The organism is Nonomuraea angiospora (genome assembly GCF_014873145.1).
GTDB lineage: Bacteria > Actinomycetota > Actinomycetes > Streptosporangiales > Streptosporangiaceae > Nonomuraea > Nonomuraea angiospora.
In genome coordinates this window covers 7,866,322-7,882,605 of the sequence record NZ_JADBEK010000001.1, presented here as the reverse complement: position 1 = coordinate 7,882,605, position 16,284 = coordinate 7,866,322, and the positions used below count along the sequence as shown (strand labels likewise).

The window sequence follows — 16,284 nt, the reverse complement described above, 5'->3', positions numbered from 1 at the left end:
CTGAAAGGCCGGCCTGCATGACAGCTCCCCCCAAAGACTCGGCGCCTCCCAGCGAGGGCACCGACGCGCAAGTGATAGAGGCGTCGTGGCGTCACCCTGATCGCTTCGGCGCCGTCTTCGATCGATATTTCGCAGCCATCCACCGCTATGTTCACCTGCGCCTGGGCGAGTCGGCCGCGGATGACCTCGCCGCAGAGACCTTTCTGCGCGCCTTCCGGAGCCGGGACCGGTTCGACCTGACCTGCCCCAGCGCCCGGCCCTGGCTGTTCGGCATCGCCTCCAACCTGGTCGCCGAGCACCGTCGCGGTGAGGCGCGCAGGTATCGGGCACTGGCCAGAAGCGCCGATGTCCCGGAGATCGCCAGTCACGACGAGCGCGTGGTGCAGCGGGTCGCCGCGGCGGTCATGCAACCGCGGCTGGCCGCCGGTCTCGCCCGGCTCTCGGCCGGGGACAGGGACGTCCTGCTGCTGGTCGCCTGCGCCCAACTCAGCTACGAGGAGGTGGCCGAGGCTCTCGGCATTCCTCAGGGAACGGTGGGATCACGTCTCAACCGCGCCCGCAAGAAGCTCCGCAAGATCATCGGTCCCGCCGGGGAGGCGCTGTGATGAACGAACTCGAAGCGATCAAGGACCACCACGACAGCCTGCCCGGACCCGCGCCCGAGGTGACCGCGCGCGCATGGGTGCTGGTGGCCGAGGAGATCGAGGCCGAGCGGACCGGGAGCGGCCACCGTCAGCCGGCGCGGCCACGGCGGCGGCCTCTTCGCGGGTTGCCGGCCGGCTGGTGGGCGATGAGGGCCGGCGCGGCCGTGGGCCTGGCGGCGGCGGTGACCGCGGGACTGTTCATGGTGCGTGGCGGTCACGACTCCGCTCCGTTCGGGACCCCTCCGGCCAGCGCCGCCGAGCTGCTCCGGCATGCGGCCACGGTCGCGGCGCGGGAGGATGCGCGGCCCGGGCCGGGGGAGTTCCTCTACGTCGACCGGAAGAACGTCACGTTCGCCTTCGGTTCCGAGGGCGAGTACACCCAGGACGTGCGCCAAGAGGTATGGATGCCCGCCGGGGATCCCGGCAAGGCCCTGACGCGCTCGACGTACGGGCAGATCCACGTCATCAGCGGGCGGCGCCCTGAGCACGTGCAGTCTCCCGGAACGGTGGAGTACCAGCGCGCGGGGCAGTGCGGCGGGCGCTCCCTGCGCCTGCCGTTCCAGGCCGCCGATCTTCCCTCCGATCCTGATCGGGTTCTGGCGAAGATCCGCCAGGGCGCGGAGACGTTCGTCCGGTCGGACCAGCGCAGACGAGGGGAGACGAACCTGGGCGCGGACGAGATCGGCATGCGGGTCGAGAAGGTCGTCGCGAGCTCGTTGCTCCAACTGGCGCAGGACCCGCTCACCTCCTCCCGGACCAGGGCCACGGTCTTCGGCGCGCTGTCGAAGCTGCCGACCGTGACCATCGTCCCGGGCCTCACCGACCCCGCCGGACGGCACGGGGTGGGCGCCTCGCTCAAGCTTGAGAACCCCGGCGGCTGGGAACGTGGGGAGCTCATCTTCGAGCCGGGCACCTACCGGTTCCTCGGCTACCGGAGCTGGATCGGGCAGCAGGAGGGCGGACAGGTCAGGGAGACTCCGGGCGCCAGTTCGGCAGTGATGACCGTGAAGGTCGTCGACTCCATGCCGAAGGTTCCGAAGGATGCCGGCAAGCCGCTGTTCTGCTGACTTGATCAGCGGGCCGCTGGCACATACAGCACAATTGACGCATGGGACACCCTCGGCAGCCCGGCCCGCGGGACTACCCCGGTGTGGTTTCTGCCCTGGTCGTGATCCTGGCGGTGCTTCTGCCGGGCGGCTTCACGTTCAGCGTGTACAGGTACCTCAGGGCCCCCGACCCGAGCACCGCCGCGGCTTCCCCGGCCCCGGAACCTAAGGAGCCGAGCCCCAGCAAGAGCGAGCGCCCGAAGCCGCCGATCGACGCCGACGGATACGGCGACTGGAACTTCCGGCTGGGCAGCGTCACGTTCAAGGCCGAGAAGGTGGGCGGCTGGACGTACGACTCCTGCGCGCCGGTGGACAGGAACGGCGTGCTGGCCAGGAACAGGTGTGAGCACGCCGTTCAACTGGCCTATACGGCCTACCGAGGGCATCTCACGGCGGTGCAGGTCATCATGTCCTTCCCCACCGCGAAGGCGGCCAAGGCCGCGGCCGTGCGCCTGGCGAACTCCTCGGGGGCGGTGAAGTGGCGCCGCGACAAGATGCTCGACAAGTACGTCTACGGCAAGCGGCGGGTGACCGCGACCGGGAAATACGTCCTCCTCACGGTCGTCGCCGCCGACAGGACAGCCCAGGCGAAGGCCACGCGGTTCCAGCACTACCTGCACACGGATCGCTCGAACGCCTTCCTCTTCCGCGACCCGGCCACTTCGGACTGAGCGGTCACGCCGCTCGCGGCTGACTCGTCCGTAAGCTGAGGGTGTGTCCCCCGCTCTGGTCCTGCTCGACGGCGTCCGCTGGCGTGGTGTGCGCGTGGTCGGCGACCGTGCGCACACCCTGCTGTCCGTGCTCGCCCTGCACGGGCGTGCGGGGGTCAGTGACGAGCGCCTGGTCGAGGAGCTGTGGCCCGACGAGGCGCCGGCCAACCCGACGAAGGCGCTGCAGGTGGTCGTCTCGCGGACCAGGGCGGCGACCAGTGCCGAGGTCGTGGTGCGGATGCCACGTGGTTACCGGCTTGGGCTGGCCGCCGATCAGGTGGACGCGCTGCTGGTCGGCGCGCTGGTGAAGGAGGCGCGGGCCGCGCTGGGCGAGGACGACGTGGCGCTCGCGCGTGGCCGCGCGGAAGAGGCCATGGGTCTCGTGGCCGGCGGCTCGGACGGCGCCACGGGCGCGCTCGCCGAGCTGAGAGGCCTGGCGGCGAGGTGGGCGGCCGAGGCCCGGCGGGTGGCGGCGATCGCGCGGGGCCGGAGCGGCGCTCACGAGGCGGCGCTGCCGCTGCTGGAGGAGGCCGCGGCCGATGGGCCGCACGACGAGGAGCTGCTGGCCTGCCTGCTGCGGAGCGAGGCCGCCGTACGAGGCGCCGCCGCCGCTCTGGAGCGCTACGAACGCTATCGCGCGGGCCTGGTGGCGCGGCTCGGCACCGAACCAGGGCCTGAGCTCGCCCGCGTGTACGCCGAGCTCCTCGTCGCGGACCGGCCGGTGCGTGCGGGCGTCCTGTTCGACGGCTCTTCGTTGCTCGGCCGCGATGGCGACATCCGTGCGGTGCACGCCCTGGTGCAGACCAACCGGGTGGTCTCCATCATCGGCCCCGGCGGGCTGGGCAAGACGCGGCTGGCTCATGTCGTCGGCCGGGACGCCGCGCAGCCCGTCGCCCACTTCGTCGAGCTCGTCGGCGTGTCCTCGCCGGAGGGCGTGGTGGGCGAGGTGGGCTCGGCGCTCGGGGTCCGGGATTCGGTCAGCGGGCGCCGGATCCTGACCGCCGAGCAGCGCTCGGACGTTCGCGCCCGGATCGCCCAGCATCTCGATCAGGCTCCGGCGCTGCTGATCCTGGACAACTGCGAGCACGTGATCGAGGCCGTCGCCGAGCTGGTGGCGTTCCTGACCGTGACGACCCGCGACCTGCGGGTGCTCACGACCTCGCGCGCCCCCTTGTCGATCCCCGCCGAACGGGTCTACCCGCTCGGCGAGCTGCCCACGGGCGACGCGGTGGAGCTGTTCCGCCAGCGCGCCACGGCCGCGCGCCCGGGGGTGCGGATCGACGAGGAAGTGGTCGAGGAGATCGTCGCCCGCCTCGACGGGCTGCCGCTCGCGATCGAGCTGGCGGCGGCCAAGGTACGGGTGATGTCGGTGGAGGAGATCGCCCGGCGCCTGGCGGACCGGTTCGCCCTGCTGCGCGGCGGCAACCGCACGGCCCCCGACCGGCACCAGACGCTGCTCGCGGTCATCGAGTGGTCGTGGAACCTGCTGGACGAGCCGGAACGGCTGGCGTTGCGGTGGATGTCGCTGTTCGGCGACGGATTCACGCTGGCCGCGGCCGAGCACGTGCTGGGCCCGGACGCCCTGCACGTGGTGAACGCGCTGACCGAGCAGTCGATGCTGAACGTCCGCGAGACGGCGTACGGCCTGCGCTACCGGATGCTGGAGACCGTCAGGGAGTTCGGGCGGATGCGGCTGAAGGAGGCCGGCGAAGAGGTGTCCGCTCGGGCGGCGCAGCGGGCCTGGGCGACGGCGTACGCCCTCGAACACGGCTCCAGGTTGTTCGGCCCGACGCAGTTCGCGGCGGCCGACGCGTTGCACGCGGAAGAGAGCAACCTCGCCGATCTGCTCCGGCAGGCTCTCGGCGAGCCCGATCCCGTCACGACGGTCCAGTTGCTGGCCGGCATCGGCGCGCTGTGGTCGATCCGCGGCGACCACTCCCGGATTCTCGTTCACCGGGACGCGATCGCCCAGGTGGTCAGCGGCTGGCTGCCGCCGCCGCAGCTCGTCGAGGTGGCCAGGGCCGCCATGCTGATCACGCTCATGAACAGCCTGAACTTCACCGACCGCGGCAGCGGTCCGATGCGCGACCTCCTCCGTGCGCTGCCCACCGGTGACGCGACGGATCCCCTGCTGAGGGCGATGGCCACGGTGCTGCTCGCGTGCGAGGCCGACGACATCGCCGACGTGTGTCGCCGGCTGGAGGAGTTGTCGCGGAGCACCGACCGTGACGTGGTTCTGGTGGCGACGCAGATGAGCGCCCAGGTCCTGGAGAACATGGGAGACGTCACCGGGGCGATCGAGGCCGCCGAACGGACCCTGACGCTGCTCCGCGAGGACGAGGGGCCATGGTTCGCCGCGATCATGCACGCCATGCTGGCCCACCTGGTCATGCAGCGCGGCGACCGGCGGCGGGCGGTCGGACACGCGCGCACCGCCATCCCGGTGCTGAGCCGGATCGGCGCCGCCGACGACGAGGTTCAGCTCCGCGCGCTGCTGCTGATCTCCGCTCTCGCCGACGGCGCCCTCGACACCGCGGAGGCCGAACTCGCCGAGATCATCCGGATCAACGACAACGAGACCGTGCTCGGCGGGGTGGCGATGGCCTCTTTGTGCGCGGCCGAGCTCGCCCTCGCCCGCGGCAGGACGGCCGCCGCGCTCGCGGAGTACCGCCTGGCCGTTCAGCGGGCGCACAACCTGCGTCTGCCCGGGGTGCTGCGCGCGGAGACCACGCCGTGGGCGATCATGGCGGAGTCGGTCACTCTGACGGCGTACGCGTACCACGCCCCGCCGGAGGACGCCCGGTACGGCGAGGAGCTGTTCTCCGCCGTCCGGGGCTACGACCTGCTGGCCGCGGACAACCCGATCCTCGACTATCCGCTGTTGGGCTCGAGACTCTTCGCGCTCGGCGCGTGGGGGCTGTTGCGCGAAGCCCTGGCCCCCCGCGACGCGATCGGGCTGCTGGTGCTGGCCGAACGGTTCGCGTACAACACCAGCATGCCCAGCATGGCCTTCGAGCGGATCGAACCGCACGCGGAGCGGGCCGCGCCCGGGATGATCGCCGCCGTGCGGGCCGAGTACGGCGATCGGCGCGGCTCCGACCTGCTCGACGAGGCGCGCGGTCTCGTCGAGCGGGTCTCCGGCCGCGACGGGCGCACGTCACATGTGCCGCTTGTAGCTGCGTACCGACAGCGGCGCGAAGATCACGATGACGATCAGGCACGCCAGCAGCGTCCAGGCCACCTCTCCGCTGACGAGGCCGCTGTTGGCGAGGTCGCGGGTGGCCGTGACCAGGTGTGAGACCGGGTTGAACCGGACGAACGCGGCCAGCCAGCCGGGCAGGGTCTCGACGGGGACGAACGCGTTCGACAGGAACGTCAGCGGGAACAAGATCATCATTGAGATGCCCTGCACCGCCTGGGCACTGCGGGCGATGGTGCCGACCCAGGTGAAAACCCACGCCAGCGACCAGCCCGTGAAGATCGCCAGCAGGATCGCGGCGAGCACGCCGCCCGCTCCACCTCCCGGGCGGTAGCCCATCACCAGACCCATGCCGAAGGTCAGAGTGGCCGCGATCGCGTAGCGCAGCAGGTCGGCCACCATGGGGCCGGCGAGCGGCGCGATCCGGGCGATCGGCAACGACTTGAACCGGTCGAAGACGCCCTTCTCCAGGTCCTCGCGCAGTTGCGTGCCCGTGGCCATGCACGTCGTCAGCACGGTCTGGGCGAGGATGCCGGGGATCATCAGGGGGAGGTAGCTCTCCACGTCACCGGCGATGGCGCCGCCGAAGATGAAGGCGAACATCGCGGTGAACAGGATGGGCTGCAACGTCACGTCGAAGAACTGCTCCGGGTTGCGGCGCATCTTCTTGACCGCCCGCCATGCCATCGTCAGGGTCTGGCCGATCGTCTCCCCCGTGGAGACGCGACGCCGGGCGGCCGCCACCCGGTCGGCGGCCCGTACCGCCTCGCGGGCGGGTGCGATCACGGTGCTCATCGGTTCTCCTTCGTGCCGGTCTCGTCGTCCCCATCGGTCTCGTGGCCGGTGAGGGCCAGGAACACCTCGTCCAGGCTGGGCTTGGCCACGCTCACCGAGGAGATCGACACCCCGGCGGTGCGCAGCGCGATCAGTACGTCCGCGGCCAGGTCGGCCTGGTCGAGGGCGACGTTGAGGCGGCCCTGCTCCGGGCTGAGCACCGGGTCCTCGCCGAGGACGCGCCGTACGACCTCCACGGCGGCGGGCACCTCGCCCGGGTCGGCGAGCAGCAACTGGAGCGTGGAGTTGCCGACCTGGGTCTTCAGCTCGTCGGGCGTGCCCTCGGCGACCTTGCGGCCATGGTCGATGACGGCGACCCGATCGGCGAGCTGATCGGCCTCGTCCAGGTATTGCGTGGTCAGCAGCACCGTGCAGCCGTCGGCGACCAGGCCGCGGATGGTGTCCCACATCTGGCCGCGGGTGCGCGGATCGAGACCGGTGGTCGGCTCGTCGAGGAAGATCAGCGGTGGCCTGGTGATCAGGCTGGCCGCCAGGTCGAGGCGCCGGCGCATGCCCCCGGAGAAGTGCGCGATCGCCTTGTCGGCGGCCTCCTCCAGGCCGAACTGGCCCAGCAGTTCGGTGGCGATGCGCCGGGCGCGCGGGGCGGCGATGCCCTGCAGGCGGCTGAAGAGCCAGAGGTTCTCGCGGGCCGTCAGGTTCTCGTCGACCGACGCGTACTGTCCGGTGACGCCGACCAGTTGGCGGATCACGTGCGGGTTGCCGGCCACGTCCACGCCGAAGATCTCGGCGCGGCCCGCGTCGATCGTCAGCAGGGTGGCCAGCATCCGTATCGTGGTGGTCTTGCCGGCGCCGTTCGGGCCGAGGACGCCGAAGATCTCGCCGGGGCGTACCTCCAGGTCGATCCCGTCGACGGCGCGGTGCTCGCCGAACGTCTTCACCAGCCCCTGCGCGCGTACGGCCAGTTCGGCGGCCCGGCCGAGGGCGGGTCCGCCCTCGGTACGTCCGAGTTCTGTGATGCTCATGGCTTCACTTTCGGCGGTGCCGGTTTCACGGCACCCTCGGCCGGGTTTCACTGGCCGTCACGGGCGGTGCCGCCGACGCCTCGATGTCCGCGGCCCCCGAACCCGGCGTCGTTCAGCCGAACTGCTTGTCGGTCACGGTCTTGGGATTCGGCGCCTTGACCGACACCTTGCTTCCCCAGCCGGTGTAGCGGGTGTCGACGATGAAGGTGCTGCTCTCGTATTCGGAGTAGTCGTTCGGGACGCCCTTGGCCGTGAACGAACTCCACAGCTTGCTGACCAGGCCGGCCGAGGTCAGCGTCATCGTGTATTCGACCTCCGTGCTGCCGGGCCAGGAGCGGACCTCCGAGCGGGAGAACCATGGCGAGACCTTGGCCAGATCCGTGAAGGTGATCTTTCCGGTGACCTTGTTCCCGGCCGTCGTGCCCTTCTTGAGCAGCGCGGACAGCGTCGCCGGCTCGGCCGGGATCGAGGATCTGCCCGTACAGGTACGGCATCCCGCCGCCGCCCTTGCCCTACATCGGGCCCGCGGCCTACCGGCAGCGTTCGAGCGTGAGCAGCGGCTCGGAGAACACGGGCGCCGGCGCGTCGGGATCCGCGGCCACGGCCTGCTCCAGGCGGTCGAAGCCGGCCGCCAGCTCGTCGGGACTGAGCTGGGCGAAGAACGAGAGGGTGCGCAGGCGCAGGCGTTCGAGCATGTCGGCGCGGGTGCCGTAGGACGGCTCGGTGACCGTGCCGAAGCCGGCGACGCGCCAGCCGGCCGACGTGAACATCTCGATGACCTCGTGCAGCGGCTGAAACAGCGAGGCGTCCGCCTCGAAGCCGCGGGGGAAGTGCTCCAGCCACCACGGCCTGGGATGGTGGTCGCTGAAATTCGCGCGCAGCAGCAGCCGCCCGGCGGGCCTGATCACCCTGGCCAGCTCCCGGACCGCCCGCGGCTTGTCCTGGACGTGGTGCCAGGACAGGAACATGAGAGCGTAGTCGGCGCTGCCGGAGGGCACCGGCAGATCCTCGGCGGAACCTGCCACATACCGCACCTCGGGATGCCGGGACTGCGCCTGCGCTATCTCGCGCATGCGGACCGACGGCTCGACGCCGGTGACCGGCCCGAACGTTCGCGCCAGCGCGGGGGTGTACCTGCCGGTCCCGGAGCCGACGTCCAGCCCCGCCAGCGGACGCCGCTCGGGCAGCACCGCCTGGAAGGCGCTGATCCAGGTCTGCAACTGCTGCTCGGAGAGCGCGCGGCCACGCGCGTAGTCCTGGTACTGCTCGGTGTCGTAGTCGATCCGCCTCATCGCAGCTCCCGCGCCAGTCGGGCCACGGGGAACCGTCGGCCCGATATATCGACCTGATACATCGGCACGATATGCAGTGCCGCGTCATGCCGCAAGCTCTGCGGCGCGGTGACGGGTGCTACCCGGCTTTCGTTGTTCCGGGCGCCGGGCGGCCGGGCGCGGGTAGCGTGCAGTCCGGGCGGGACAGGTCCAGCACCGAGCCGGGCGTCAGGCAGGCGGGTACGGCCGCGACCTGCTGCCCATAATGGGCGCCCTTGCGCACCGTCACCTGGCCGGCCGGGTCGACCTCGCACGGATTGTTCTCCGTGCAGCTCTTCCCCTCGTCGTTGCTCGTGTTGTGCAGCCCGACCACGGTCCGCCCGTCCGGGGCGATGAGCGGCGACCCCGAGGCGCCGTGCCCCGGCTCGCAGGCACTGGAGTACCTCACCGCGTTCTCCTGCTCGTACCCGCCCTCGCGCAGTCTCGGCACCACTGCCTTCACCGTGCAGCTCCAGCGGCGGCCCCAGGTGCCGGACAGCAGATCCACCCGGTCACCGGCCGCGACCGGGGTTCTGGTGAGGTCGAAGACCTTGGCATCGGCGGCGGCCAGCTCCGCGTACGTCCGGTCCAGGCGGTACAGGGCGACGTCGGTGCCGGTCATGGTGGCGTAGACCAGCCGGGTCGTTCTGGCCTCGACCTTGGGGTAGCCCTCGCGGTCGGTGATCGTGACCGGCTGGGTGGCCGGCTGGTCGACCAGCGCCGATCCCGGCGCGGGGCGGGCGCCCTGGACGCAGTGGCCGTTCGTGAGGAGCAGAGCCGGATCCTGCGCCCGGGCGGCCGCGGTGCGGACCACGGCGCCGGAACAGCCGCCGAACTGCACGGCACCCTCAAGGGACGGCATGTGAGGTTCCGGCGGAACCGCGATGCCCGTGACGATGCCTCGGATCCACTTCCGATACACCGACACGTCGCTGTACACCGTCGCCGTGTCGTTGCCGTTGCTGCCGCTGACCGCCCCGGCCAGCAGCCAGCTGCCATCGCGGCGGACCAGCGCCGGGCCGCCGGAGTCCATGTTGGTGGCCGAGACGCTTCCGTCCAGGCTGCCCACGCACAGCTCACGCTTGCCGGTGATACCGCTCACCGCACACTCCGCGTCCGGCTGCACCACGGTGTCGGCCTCGCGCAGGCGGTCCGGGTAGCACTTCGGCTCTCGCTCGTCGCAGGTCACGCCCCAGCCGATGATGCGGGCGGGGGTGTGGTCGCCCGGCGTGGTCGCTACGATCCGCGCCGGCTTCGCCCGAACCGGAGTGCGCAGGTGCAGGAGCGCGAGATCCTTACCGTAGACCTCGGTGGAGTACCGATAGAACCTGTCGACCTCGGCCGACTCACCGCCGGAGGTCACACTCAGTGAGCCGATGCGCACCCGCCAGCCCCGAGGGGTGCCGACCTGAGCCTGATTGGGCGTGCGGGCGCAGTGGCTCGCGGTGACCACCCACTGCGGCGCGATCAGTGTGACCCCGCAGACATGGCCGTCCGCGCGCGGGGATTCGGCGCGCTGCAACGAGCCCATGAACGAGTACGGCCGCACCGACTCGACGCCGCCGCGCAGGGCGAAGGCCGGAGTGGCGGTCGCAGCCAGCGCGGCCAGTCCTATGGGAACGACGAGAAGGGAACGAAAACGTACTGCGAAGCGGGGTGAATTGGGCATGGTTTCCCTTTCGGTGGGCGATCGGGAGGCCTCGGTGGCGCACGTCAGCCACCCTGCGCGGTGCGGGTGTCCGCGCTGTCGCGGCCGTGTGTCCGTGGCCGCTTGGATACGTATCGGGCGTGTGTCAGCCCGTGAGTCGCCCAGCTCAGGAGTCATCCGGCCATGCCCAACATGGACGACTGATGACATATTGTCCTTTGTCAAGTCATCGACGATTTTCGAGGAGCGATGTCGGTTTCGGACGCCGGGAGCAGCCCGTCGACTCCCGTCACTGTGCTGCTCGTCGAGGACGACGAGGTGATCCGCAAGGCGGTCGGGCTGGCTCTGGAGCGCTACGGCTATCGCGTGAGCACGGCGGGCGACGGTCTGACCGGCCTCGAACTGTTCAGGGAGCGGCGGCACGACGTGCTGCTGCTGGACGTGATGCTGCCGGGGCTGGACGGCATCGGGCTGTGCCGGAAGATCAGGGAGTCCAGCATGGACCCGATCCTGATGATGTCCGCGCGTGGTGACGCCCTGGACGTGGTGTCGGGTCTGGAGGCCGGGGCCGACGACTACGTCGTCAAGCCGGTCGAGACCTCCGTGCTGGTGGCCAGGATCCGTTCCCTGCTGCGCCGGGCTTCCTTCGCGCCAGGCCCCGAGCGAACTCCCGAGCCGGCCCCCGGCCGTCTGGTCTTCGGGGACCTGGCCATCGACCCCCAGGGTCTGGAGGTGCACCTGGCCGGTGAGCCGGTCGCGCTGGCTCCCACCGAGTTGCGCCTGCTGCTGGAGTTCGCGGCGAATCCGGGGATCGTGCTGGACCGGCCGACGCTGCTGCGCAACGTCTGGGACTACGGCTGGGACGGGGACAGCCGCGTCGTGGACCTGTGCGTGCAGCGGCTGCGCAAGAAGATCGGCCCCGACCGGATCGAGACGGTCCGCGGCTTCGGTTACAAGCTGCGGCGCTGATGGGACACGCCATCGCTCAGGCGGCACGTGGGCTGCTGAACTGGCGATCGCTGCGCTGGAAGATCGCCGCGCTGGTGGCCGTGGCGTCCTGCGCGGTCGCGTTGGCCGTCGGGGTGCTGGTCCACCAGAGCACCTTTGAGCGTTCCATGAGCCTGGGCAGGGACCGGGCGTTCACCGCGCTCCTGCTCGCGGTGGACGACTACCGGCGTACGGGCAGCACACCGGCTGATTCGGACCCCGCACAGATTCCGCCCGTACTGCTCCAGCAGATCAGGGGCACCGGGCAGTCCAGCACCTGGTACGACGACCGCCGGCCGGACACTCCCTGGATGTGGGCGGCACAGCATGTCGGCGGCGAGGCGCTGGCCGTACAGATCGACATGGGCCCCGAGATGCGCAGTCTGCAGGCCCTTGACCGGCACATCGTGATGGCCTCGCTGGCCGTGCTCACCGTCCTCGTGCCCCTGGCGGCGCTGGCCGCCGAGCTGCCCAACCGGCGACTGAGACGGGTGGCCCGGACCGCGCGGCGTATCGCGGAAGGCGACCTGGGAGCCCGGAGCAAGGTGCGCGGCCGGGGCGGCGACGAGATCTCCGACATCGCGGCCACCGTCGACTCGATGGCCGACAGTTTGCGGGACCGACTGCTCGCCGAACAGCGCTTCACCGCCGATGTCGCCCATGAGCTGCGCACCCCGCTGATGGGCCTGGTCATCTCGGCCGAGCTGCTCCCGGAGAGCGAGGCGACCGAGCTGGTCAGAGATCGGGTACGGGTGCTGCGGACGCTGGTGGAGGACCTGCTGGAGATCTCCCGCCTCGACGCGGGCGCGGAGCGGGCCGATCGCGCTCCGGTACCGCTGAGCCGGGTCGTCGGGGAGTCCGTAGGCCGTACGGGATTGCAGGTCCGGCTGAAGGTGACCGGTGATCCGGTCGCCGACACCGATGCGCGCCGCCTCGACCGGATCATCGCCAACCTGGTCGCCAACGCGCACCGCCACGGACGCCCGCCGGTCGAGGTCAACGTGGACGGCACGTCGATCGTCGTACGCGACCACGGCCCCGGATTCCCCGGCGAACTGCTGGCAGACGGACCGCAGCGCTTCCGCACCGGCGCGGCGGAGCGCGGCCGGGGCCACGGCCTGGGCCTGACGATCGCCCTCGGCCAGGCCCGCGTGATCGGCGCCGGGCTCACCTTCGCCAACGCCCCGGACGGCGGCGCGATCGCCACGCTTCACCTGCGGGACTACACCCGTCCCGAGGGGCCGGTGGCATTACCGCGGCCGCGCTGATCGGAGCAGTCGCCAAGGTCCGGAAACGCATTTTGCCCTGACCGCTACCGCATATTCCGTCTGGCTGCAACCCGTTGACCCTGGTGTGAACGCCATGTATACATACGCAATACCTGATGGATCCCCAACCCCAACGACTCAGCGCCAGGCCCTGACGAGGCGGAGATGTCATGGCAGTGATCAGCAGGCGAGGATTTCTCGCCGGAAGCGTAGCCACGCTGGGGGCCTCTGCCCTGACGGCCTGCGGCAGCCCAGAGACCTTGCCCCTATCGATGCAGGAAATCCGCCCAGGCGGAGGTGGCGGCGGCCCGACCCGTGGCGGAGTCCTGTATTTCGGTCTCTCCACCGACCCGGCCAACCTCGACCCGCACCTCACCAGCGGCAGCGCCTCCGACTACCTGCGCCAGCTCGCCTACAACGGGCTGGTCCAGTACAACGGAGCAGGAGAGATCGTCGGTGATCTCGCGAGCGAGTTCGGCTGGGCCGACGAGCTGACCTACAAGGTCAAGCTGCACCCGGGTGTCAGCTTCCACGACGGCTCCACGATGACGGCCGACGACGTGGTCTTCTCCTTCCGCCGCATGATGGACAAGGCGACCGCGGCGGCGTCGGCGCCGCTGCTCGACCAGGTGGCCTCCGTCGAGGCGCCCGACGCCACCACCGTGGTGTTCCGGTTCAAGCAGCCCGACGTGGCCTTCCCGTTCGCCCTGGCCGCGCCCACCACCAACATCGTCTCCAGGAAGTGGATCGAGTCGGGGGCGAACACCAAGACGCAGGTCATGGGCACCGGGCCGTTCCGGTTCGTGGAGCGCATCCCGGGGGTGAGCACCACCTTCGTCCGGTTCGAGAACTACTTCGAGGACGGCCTGCCGTACCTCAACGGGATCGTCTTCCAGCCGATGGGCGACGACTACGCCCGCGTGACGGCGCTGCGCACCGCGACCGTGGACATGATCGACTACGTCCCCGCCACCCACGTCGGCGTCATCTCCGAGAACCCGCGGTTGCGGTTCGTCTCGGACAAGACCTTCGGGTTCGGCTTCGTCGGCTTCGTGACCAGCCGGCGTCCGTTCGACGACGTACGCGTCCGCAAGGCCATCGCGATGTCGATCAACAGGCAGTCCGTCCTGGACACCGCGCTGCTGGGGCACGGCAGGCCGATGGACGGCGCGCTGATGTCGGAGACCTTCGCCCCGTACGCGCCCCAGCTCGCCGGCTCCATGCCCTACGACCCGGAACAGGCCAGATTCCTGCTCAAACAGGCCGGGCAGGAGGGCCTGACGCTGCCGGTGGTGACCACCAGCTCGTACTCGGTCATCGCCAGGCCGGCGCAGGCGATGCTGCCCGGCCTGCGCGCCGCGGGGCTGAACGTGAACCTCACCCAGCAGGAGTGGCTGACCTTCCGCTCCAGCGTGTCGACCAAGGTCTTCCCCGTTCATTCGTGGGGGACGTCGCCGAAGTTCGGCGATCCCGCCTCGCTCGGCGACTTCATCGGCAGCGCCGGCACCTTCGCCAAGAACCTCGACTTCGCCGACGACAAGATCGACGAGCTGCTGACCCGGGCCCGCAGGACCTCCGACCAGAGCCTGCGCAACGAGATCTACCTGGACGTCGAGAAACGGGCCCTGGAGCTGGTCCCGATGACGTACACGATCCGCCGCGAGCAGGGCGAGGCCCACTACAACCACGTCAAGGGCTACGAGCACCCCCCGAAGGGCGCCTGGACCGCCACGGCCCTGCGCCGGACCTGGATGGAGAAGACGGCGTGAGGCGTTTCCTGGCCAAGCGGTTCGCCCAGGCGATCCTGCAGTTGCTCCTCGTCGGAACCATCGTGTTCTTCCTGGTACGGCTCATCCCCGGCGATCCGGCCAGGGCGGTGCTCGGCGACGCGGCCACCGACGAGCAGATCGCCGCCACCCGGGCCGCGATGCACCTCGAAGAGCCGTTCTTCAGCCAGTTCGTCGGGTTCTGGACCCGGCTGTTCCAGGGCGACCTCGGCACCTCGCTGATCAGCGGCCGCCCGGTGATGCAGGACCTGCCGTCCCGGATCGGGAACTCGCTGGAGCTCGTCCTCATCGCGCTGGCGATCTCGCTGGTGGTCGGCATCGTGCTGGGCAGGATCGCCGCCACGCGCGCCGACAAGCCGGCGGACCACGCGCTGGTCGCCGGGTCGATCTTCGGGATCTCGCTGCCCGTGTTCGTGATCGGCACCCTGTTGCTGCTGGTGTTCGCGTTCTTCATCCCGATCCTGCCGCCGCGCCGGTTCGCCTCGCCGTTCGAGGATCCGCTCGCCCACCTGCAGATCCTCATCCTGCCGGTGGCCACGCTGACGGCGGCCTCGTGCGCGGTGGTGACGAGGATGACCAGGGCGTCGATGCTGGAGACGCTCAACGCCGACTACGTCCGTACGGCACGGGCGAAGGGCCTGGTCGAGAAGCACGTCATCAACCGGCACGCGCTGCGTACGGCGCTGCTCGCCGTCGTCTCCGCGACGACGGTCGAGCTGACGACGCTGATCGGGAGCACGGTCCTGGTGGAGACCATCTTCGGGTGGCCGGGGATGAGCTCCCTGCTCATGAACGCCGTAGGGCAGCGCGACTATCCCGTCATCCAGGCCGTCGTCCTCGCCGCGGCCACCATCGTCATCCTGGTCAACCTGGTCGGAGACCTGGTCGCCAGGGCACTCGACCCCCGGGCGGAGGACAACTGATCATGGCCACTGTGCTGTCAGGCGCGCCTGCGATCGAGAGCGCCGGCAGGAGGACCTTCCTGCGGCGCATGCTGTCCAACCGCAGGACGTCCGTCGCGGGCGCCTTCCTGCTGCTGGTCGCGATCGTCACGCTGTTCGCCAGGCTGATCGCGCCGTACGACTACCGCGACATCGTCGGCAAGCCGCTGACCTCGGCCTCGGTGCTCGGCATCGACGACTTCGGGCGCGACGTCCTGTCCCGCCTGCTGGTCGGGCTCCAGGTGTCGCTCGGGGTGGCGCTGTCGGCGGTGCTGGTGGCGGCGGTCATCGGGGTCGCGCTCGGGCTCGTGGCCGGGTACGTCGGCCGCTGGGCCTCGACGATCATCATGCGCGGCATCGACGTCCTGCTGAGCTTCCCCCCGATCGTGCTGGCCATCGCGGTGGTGGCGATCATGGGGCCGGCCCTGGTCAACGTCGTCCTGGTGATCGGCGTCCTGTACATCCCGAGGTTCACCAGGATCGTCTACACGCAGGTCCTGGCCATCCGGAACGTGGAGTACGTCGAAGCCTCGAAGATCATGGGCGCGCGCCCCGCGGGAATCCTCGTCGGGACGATCCTGCCGAACGTGGCGGCGCCCATCATCGTCCAGCTCAGCCTGTCGGTGAGCTTCGCCATCCAGATGGAGGCCGGGCTGAGCTTCCTCGGCCTCGGCGCGCAGCCGCCCCTGCCCTCGCTCGGGACGATGGTCGGCTCGGGCCGCGACTTCCTGGAGGTCCAGCCGACGCTGCTGCTCTACCCGTCCGTGCTCATCATCCTCGTCGTCCTCGCGCTCAACGTGTTCGGGGATGGCATCCGCGACCTGCTCGACCCGCGCCGCCGTGGCACCAACTGAAAGGAACGCATTC

Annotated in this window: 13 protein-coding genes and 1 pseudogene; 9 read left to right on the top strand and 5 right to left on the bottom strand. The window is 70.4% G+C overall.

From position 1 onward, the window contains the following. Window positions 1-17 precede the first annotated feature (17 nt). From H4W80_RS35955 to H4W80_RS61470, 4 genes and pseudogenes are all read left to right on the top strand, one after another. The gene (locus H4W80_RS35955) at window positions 18-605 is read left to right on the top strand and encodes an RNA polymerase sigma factor (RefSeq protein WP_192789132.1); all 588 of its coding nucleotides are present in this window, start codon (window positions 18-20) and stop codon (window positions 603-605) included. Beyond that, entirely contained in the window at window positions 605-1,711 is a 1,107-nt protein-coding gene (locus H4W80_RS35950; protein WP_192789131.1) for a CU044_5270 family protein, read from the top strand. The genes H4W80_RS35955 and H4W80_RS35950 overlap by 1 nt, the downstream gene beginning before the upstream one ends. Before the next feature lie 41 nt (window positions 1,712-1,752). Next, a complete protein-coding gene (locus H4W80_RS35945) occupies window positions 1,753-2,421 on the top strand; it encodes a hypothetical protein (protein WP_192789130.1) in 669 nt (222 codons plus the stop codon). 277 nt (window positions 2,422-2,698) lie between these two features. Then, window positions 2,699-3,574, top strand: a pseudogene (locus H4W80_RS61470) (BTAD domain-containing putative transcriptional regulator); the annotation flags it as partial. Window positions 3,575-5,617: 2,043 nt separating this feature from the next. On the opposite strand, the gene H4W80_RS35935 reads toward H4W80_RS61470, so the two are convergent. The 5 genes from H4W80_RS35935 to H4W80_RS35915 form a co-directional block, all read right to left on the bottom strand. After that, window positions 5,618-6,454: an ABC transporter permease gene (locus H4W80_RS35935; RefSeq protein WP_192789129.1), complete on the bottom strand. Its 837-nt coding sequence runs from the start codon at window positions 6,452-6,454 to the stop codon at window positions 5,618-5,620. After that, on the bottom strand, window positions 6,451-7,476 hold the full coding sequence (locus H4W80_RS35930; RefSeq protein ID WP_192789128.1) for an ATP-binding cassette domain-containing protein: 1,026 nt from the start codon (window positions 7,474-7,476) through the stop codon (window positions 6,451-6,453). Before H4W80_RS35930 ends, H4W80_RS35935 begins: the two co-directional genes overlap by 4 nt. 112 nt (window positions 7,477-7,588) lie before the next feature. Further along, complete coding sequence (locus H4W80_RS35925; RefSeq protein ID WP_192789127.1) at window positions 7,589-7,777, bottom strand: hypothetical protein; 189 nt, start codon at window positions 7,775-7,777, stop codon at window positions 7,589-7,591. 229 nt (window positions 7,778-8,006) lie between these two features. Beyond that, complete coding sequence (locus H4W80_RS35920) at window positions 8,007-8,768, bottom strand: class I SAM-dependent methyltransferase (protein ID WP_192789126.1); 762 nt, start codon at window positions 8,766-8,768, stop codon at window positions 8,007-8,009. Window positions 8,769-8,886: 118 nt separating this feature from the next. Then, window positions 8,887-10,455, bottom strand: a complete 1,569-nt coding sequence (locus H4W80_RS35915) for a trypsin-like serine protease (RefSeq protein ID WP_192789125.1) — start codon at window positions 10,453-10,455, stop codon at window positions 8,887-8,889. 228 nt (window positions 10,456-10,683) lie between these two features. Here H4W80_RS35915 and cseB point away from each other — a divergent pair, with 228 nt between their 5' ends. The 5 genes from cseB (at window position 10,684) to H4W80_RS35890 (ending at window position 16,271) form a co-directional block, all read left to right on the top strand. After that, window positions 10,684-11,403: a two-component system response regulator CseB gene (gene cseB / locus H4W80_RS35910; protein WP_192789124.1), complete on the top strand. Its 720-nt coding sequence runs from the start codon at window positions 10,684-10,686 to the stop codon at window positions 11,401-11,403. Then, window positions 11,403-12,689, top strand: coding sequence for a sensor histidine kinase (locus H4W80_RS35905; protein WP_192789123.1), 1,287 nt, complete (start codon window positions 11,403-11,405; stop codon window positions 12,687-12,689). Before cseB ends, H4W80_RS35905 begins: the two co-directional genes overlap by 1 nt. A gap of 272 nt (window positions 12,690-12,961) precedes the next feature. Further along, window positions 12,962-14,458, top strand: coding sequence for an ABC transporter substrate-binding protein (locus tag H4W80_RS35900; RefSeq protein ID WP_225963845.1), 1,497 nt, complete (start codon window positions 12,962-12,964; stop codon window positions 14,456-14,458). Further along, on the top strand, window positions 14,455-15,399 hold the full coding sequence (locus H4W80_RS35895; protein WP_192789121.1) for an ABC transporter permease: 945 nt from the start codon (window positions 14,455-14,457) through the stop codon (window positions 15,397-15,399). The genes H4W80_RS35900 and H4W80_RS35895 overlap by 4 nt, the downstream gene beginning before the upstream one ends. Before the next feature lie 2 nt (window positions 15,400-15,401). Then, the gene (locus tag H4W80_RS35890; protein WP_192789120.1) at window positions 15,402-16,271 is read left to right on the top strand and encodes an ABC transporter permease; all 870 of its coding nucleotides are present in this window, start codon (window positions 15,402-15,404) and stop codon (window positions 16,269-16,271) included. The last annotated feature ends 13 nt before the right edge of the window (window positions 16,272-16,284 follow it).

Coding starts and splice junctions, on each gene's coding strand:
- H4W80_RS35955 (WP_192789132.1), top strand. CDS start 18: ATGACAGCTCCCCCCAAAGACTCGGCGCCTCCCAGCGAGGGCACCGAC.
- H4W80_RS35950 (WP_192789131.1), top strand. CDS start 605: ATGAACGAACTCGAAGCGATCAAGGACCACCACGACAGCCTGCCCGGA.
- H4W80_RS35945 (WP_192789130.1), top strand. CDS start 1,753: ATGGGACACCCTCGGCAGCCCGGCCCGCGGGACTACCCCGGTGTGGTT.
- H4W80_RS35935 (WP_192789129.1), bottom strand. CDS start 6,454: ATGAGCACCGTGATCGCACCCGCCCGCGAGGCGGTACGGGCCGCCGAC.
- H4W80_RS35930 (WP_192789128.1), bottom strand. CDS start 7,476: ATGAGCATCACAGAACTCGGACGTACCGAGGGCGGACCCGCCCTCGGC.
- H4W80_RS35925 (WP_192789127.1), bottom strand. CDS start 7,777: ATGACGCTGACCTCGGCCGGCCTGGTCAGCAAGCTGTGGAGTTCGTTC.
- H4W80_RS35920 (WP_192789126.1), bottom strand. CDS start 8,768: ATGAGGCGGATCGACTACGACACCGAGCAGTACCAGGACTACGCGCGT.
- H4W80_RS35915 (WP_192789125.1), bottom strand. CDS start 10,455: ATGCCCAATTCACCCCGCTTCGCAGTACGTTTTCGTTCCCTTCTCGTC.
- cseB (WP_192789124.1), top strand. CDS start 10,684: ATGTCGGTTTCGGACGCCGGGAGCAGCCCGTCGACTCCCGTCACTGTG.
- H4W80_RS35905 (WP_192789123.1), top strand. CDS start 11,403: ATGGGACACGCCATCGCTCAGGCGGCACGTGGGCTGCTGAACTGGCGA.
- H4W80_RS35900 (WP_225963845.1), top strand. CDS start 12,962: ATGCAGGAAATCCGCCCAGGCGGAGGTGGCGGCGGCCCGACCCGTGGC.
- H4W80_RS35890 (WP_192789120.1), top strand. CDS start 15,402: ATGGCCACTGTGCTGTCAGGCGCGCCTGCGATCGAGAGCGCCGGCAGG.